The organism is Planctomycetota bacterium, assembly GCA_038746835.1.
Lineage (GTDB): Bacteria > Planctomycetota > Phycisphaerae > Tepidisphaerales > Tepidisphaeraceae > JBCDKH01.
In genome coordinates this window covers 1-3,566 of the sequence record JBCDKH010000266.1, presented here as the reverse complement: position 1 = coordinate 3,566, position 3,566 = coordinate 1, and the positions used below count along the sequence as shown (strand labels likewise).

Below are 3,566 nucleotides of genomic sequence, written 5' to 3'. Positions count from 1 at the left end.
GTGGCAGAGCGATCGAACGCTCGATGCCGTACCGATTCTGCTGACAACCGCCGGTCATGAGACCGGCGGCGAGTAGCGAGAGCACCAACTTCCATTGCCGCATCGTCGACGTCCTGTCGCTGGCGGATACGCGCGTCCGCCCCCATCCGTGCGGGCGGCTCGTCCAAATTACTTATCGGACGACGGCGAGTCTCGACTTCAATCTCAGTCGATCGTGCTGTTGCCCGTGTTGGCGAAAGGCGGCGTCGTGCTGGCCTTGGGCTGGGCAGGCGTCGGGGGACGCGTGGCCATGCGGCTCAGGTTCGTCGCGTCGGCCCGGGCACTCCAGACGCACTCGGTCCCGCCGCGATCGCTCACGAAGAACACACGGCCGTTCTCGGCCCAGGAAGGCGTGGCATACGTGCCCTTGCCGTCAGTGATGCGGTGACGATTCGTGCCATCGGCATCGATGGTCCAGATGTCCTGTCGGCCGACGGCGCTGTCCGTGTCGGGCATGCCGGCACCTGGCTCGACGACCGTGGCGAAGGCGATCTTCATGCCGTCCGGCGACCAGGCCGGGGCGACGAGGGCGGCGTTCGTGCTCATCGCGACTTCCGTCACGTTCGTCGGCTCGCCGTTGTCAAGCTCGAGCGTCCAGAGGCTGAACCACCGGCCGCCACGCTGACGGGCACGCTGGAAGGCGATGACGTCCTTGTCCATCCGCGGCGACCAATCCGGGAACAGGCCGAAGCCGATCATGGTCTTCTCGCCCGTGGCGATGTCCGCCGTCCACAGCTCCCACTGGTCGCTGCGGCTACCGATGCGGCAGAAGACAAGCTTGCGCCCGTCGGGCGAAAAGCTCGGGTGCAGGTCGTGACCCGTGCCCTGCGTGATTGCCGTGACGTTGCGGCCGTCGCGGTCCATGACGTACACGTCCCAGTTGCCGGCGCGATTGCTGCAGAAGGCGATGCGATCGCCCTGCGGGCTGAACGACGGGAACGCGTCATCGGCCGGATCGGTCGTCAGCTTCGTGACGGCCAGGCCGCTGGTGGACTGGAGGTAGATGTCGCTCCGCTGGCTGTGGCGTGTCGAGGCGAAGGCGATTGCTTCGCCGTCAGGGCTGACCGCGACGTCGGTGTCGAAGCCCTCGTCGACGTAGGTGTGCTGTTGGTAGCCAGCGCGACCGGCGACGGGCTTGTACGGGCGTTCGCCCTCACCCTCAAACTCGCCGAAGGCGTTGGGCTCGCGGGCGTCGGTCGACACGAAGCCGATGTCGGCATCGCCGGAGACGGTCGGCACCTCGGTGAACGACGCGGCCGGCGTGTTGCCGAAGCGCGTGCCGGGTGTCGTGTCGTAGTCCGGGGTGGTGTCGGGCGTCTGGGCGATCGGCGCGACGTCGGGCCGGGCAGACTCGAACGGGTTGCCCGACACGCAGCCGGTGAGCGAGCTGGCGGCCAGGACGGCAGCAGCAGCGGTGGCAGTGCCGGCGATGAGCGGGTGAACCTTCATGACGATCCTTCGATGACGAGCGTGGCGTGAAACACTGCGGCCCTCGTGGCCGGGCAGTCCTCACGCGTATCGGCCCGACGCACGCACGCCTTAAAGCCAACGCACGCCGCCCGATAATCTCATCGGATCGCAACGCCTACGGGAACCAGAGCTCGAAGCTCCGAAACTTCCAGCCGTCGTCCGTCTCACGCATCACAACCGGCTGACGCAACGGCTCGGCATTCTCAAACGTCGACGACAGCTCCAGCGACGCCTCCGGCCGATTGCCCGGGCCGACCGACAGGCGAATCCGCTCGCCGGCCGAGGCACCGAGATAGGCGCCGTACACGAACGTGCCGTCACGATTCTGAGCCTGCGGGTACGAGCCGACGATGAACCGGAACCGACTGGCCGGCACGTCTTCCTGGAAGGCCGGGTGCGTCATCGCGTAGGCCGCGTCGTAGTCGCCGCTGGCCAAGAGCTGGCCGAAGGCATCGCACGCCGCGCGGACTTCCTTGGACTCGCTCGCTTCCGTTTGGCTGCGTGTCGCGTAGCCGTAGATCGACCACGCCACAAGGCCGAGGCACAGGACGAACGCCACCGACGCGATCAATCCGCCGGCCTGCGTTCCCGACGACCGCCGCACCTGCCACAGCGCCGCGGCCGAACTCGCAATGCCGACCGCCGCCGCCGCGAGGAAGCCGGCGTGGACGAACGTACCCAGCGCCAGCAACGCCAACACACCCGCCACGGCCGCCAGCGGATTGACCGGCCGGTACGCGCCCGACGACACGCCGGCTGTCGAACTCATGCGACGCAGGTTCGCCAGCGACCCGCCGCCAGCATTGGTCGGCGTGGCATCGGTGGTCGCACTGGAGTCGGAGTCGCTCACGCGTCGATGCTATCGGTCGATGAACCTCTTCAGGAACGCGCAGCGCACCAACGACGCGACCCGCCCCTCCGACCCCGCGTCGAGCGGGCCGAGTGCCAGCGACACCTCCGACGTCGGCCGGCGACTACGCGAGGCGGTCCTCGACGACCGACGCCGCACCATCGAAGCGATCCGCCGGTTCAATCCGTCGGCCACGCCCGACTTCCTCGCCTCGTTCAAGACCGGCCCGCTCAAGGACTACCTGGAGCACCTGCGTCACGCCCGGCACAAGCACGTCCGCCTCAGCGGCTGGCTGCAGGAGCGGACGCGTCGCCAGGTGATGCGTCGACGCTCGTCGTCGACACAGGCAGCGTGAGTTGCTCGGCCTCCCTGGTCGCTTCGTCGTTGCCGATGAAGACCATCACCAGCGACCACGCCGACAACGCCCCGGCGAACATCACGATCTGCAAGCCGGACGGCATCGAGTAGATCAGCAGCACCATCGGCACCCAGAACGCCCAGTTCGGGAGCAGGATCGGCACGACGCGTTTCAAATACCACGCGACCGGCCCGGTCCTTGCCACCTCGCGCACGCCATCCATCGGCCGGTAGCCGTGCCGGCGAATCGCAAATGCGAACATCACGATCGGCAACGCCACGAACGGCGTGAAACCCAGCATGTCGACCAGCGTCTTGCCCAGCACGGTCGGCACATCAATGCCTGAACCGAAGAGGTGCCCGACGAGGCGATAGAACCCGTCGACAAGCATGCCGTTGAAGAAGAAGAGCACCAGCAGGAAGAGCACTTCCTCGCCGCGATCCCGCAATCGAAACCCCGGCTGAATCACCAGCTTGGCCGCTTCCGGCAGGAGCGCCCCGGCGATTGCCGAAGCAGCACCCGCAAAGAGATAGCCGTGCCGCTCCTTGAGCTGCTCCAGGTGACTTAGCGCTTCACGAACGAAATCGACCTGGTAGTAACTCACCACCACCGCAAACGCGACCAACTGCAACAACACAAACGGCCGCCAGTTCGCCCGGACACCCCGGATGCCGGGTCGCAGCAACTCTCGAAGACTCGGTCGTCGTTCGCTCAAGACGACTGTTGTAGGTCATGCTCTAGCACGACGGACCGCTTCTGCAGAGACCGACGCCGAGGGGTGAGCGGAGCGATCCCCCGGAACAGGACGGAGATCAAACTTCGAGGGATCCGGGGGATCGCTCCGCTCAC

4 protein-coding genes are annotated in these 3,566 nt (G+C 66.8%); 1 reads left to right on the top strand and 3 read right to left on the bottom strand.

All coding sequences use genetic code 11. From position 1 onward, the window contains the following. Positions 1-204: 204 nt before the first annotated feature. Both AAGI46_16350 and AAGI46_16345 read right to left on the bottom strand, forming a co-directional pair. Positions 205-1,488 carry a DPP IV N-terminal domain-containing protein gene (locus tag AAGI46_16350; GenBank protein MEM1013778.1) on the bottom strand — a complete coding sequence of 428 codons (1,284 nt, stop codon included), beginning with the start codon at positions 1,486-1,488 and terminating at the stop codon, positions 205-207. 136 nt (positions 1,489-1,624) lie between these two features. After that, on the bottom strand, positions 1,625-2,359 hold the full coding sequence (locus AAGI46_16345; GenBank protein MEM1013777.1) for a hypothetical protein: 735 nt from the start codon (positions 2,357-2,359) through the stop codon (positions 1,625-1,627). 19 nt (positions 2,360-2,378) lie between these two features. Here AAGI46_16345 and AAGI46_16340 point away from each other — a divergent pair, with 19 nt between their 5' ends. Further along, the gene (locus tag AAGI46_16340) at positions 2,379-2,714 is read left to right on the top strand and encodes a hypothetical protein (protein ID MEM1013776.1); all 336 of its coding nucleotides are present in this window, start codon (positions 2,379-2,381) and stop codon (positions 2,712-2,714) included. Here AAGI46_16340 and AAGI46_16335 read toward each other — a convergent pair. Further along, positions 2,641-3,432 (bottom strand): hypothetical protein, encoded by a 792-nt coding sequence (locus AAGI46_16335; protein ID MEM1013775.1) that lies wholly within the window; start codon positions 3,430-3,432, stop codon positions 2,641-2,643. The genes AAGI46_16340 and AAGI46_16335 overlap by 74 nt on opposite strands. Between the last annotated feature and the right edge of the window lie 134 nt (positions 3,433-3,566).

What these genes read in the sequence shown, in the direction of transcription:
- AAGI46_16340 (MEM1013776.1), top strand. Translation starts at nt 2,379, where the DNA reads ATGAACCTCTTCAGGAACGCGCAGCGCACCAACGACGCGACCCGCCCC.
- AAGI46_16350 (MEM1013778.1), bottom strand. Translation starts at nt 1,488, where the DNA reads ATGAAGGTTCACCCGCTCATCGCCGGCACTGCCACCGCTGCTGCTGCC.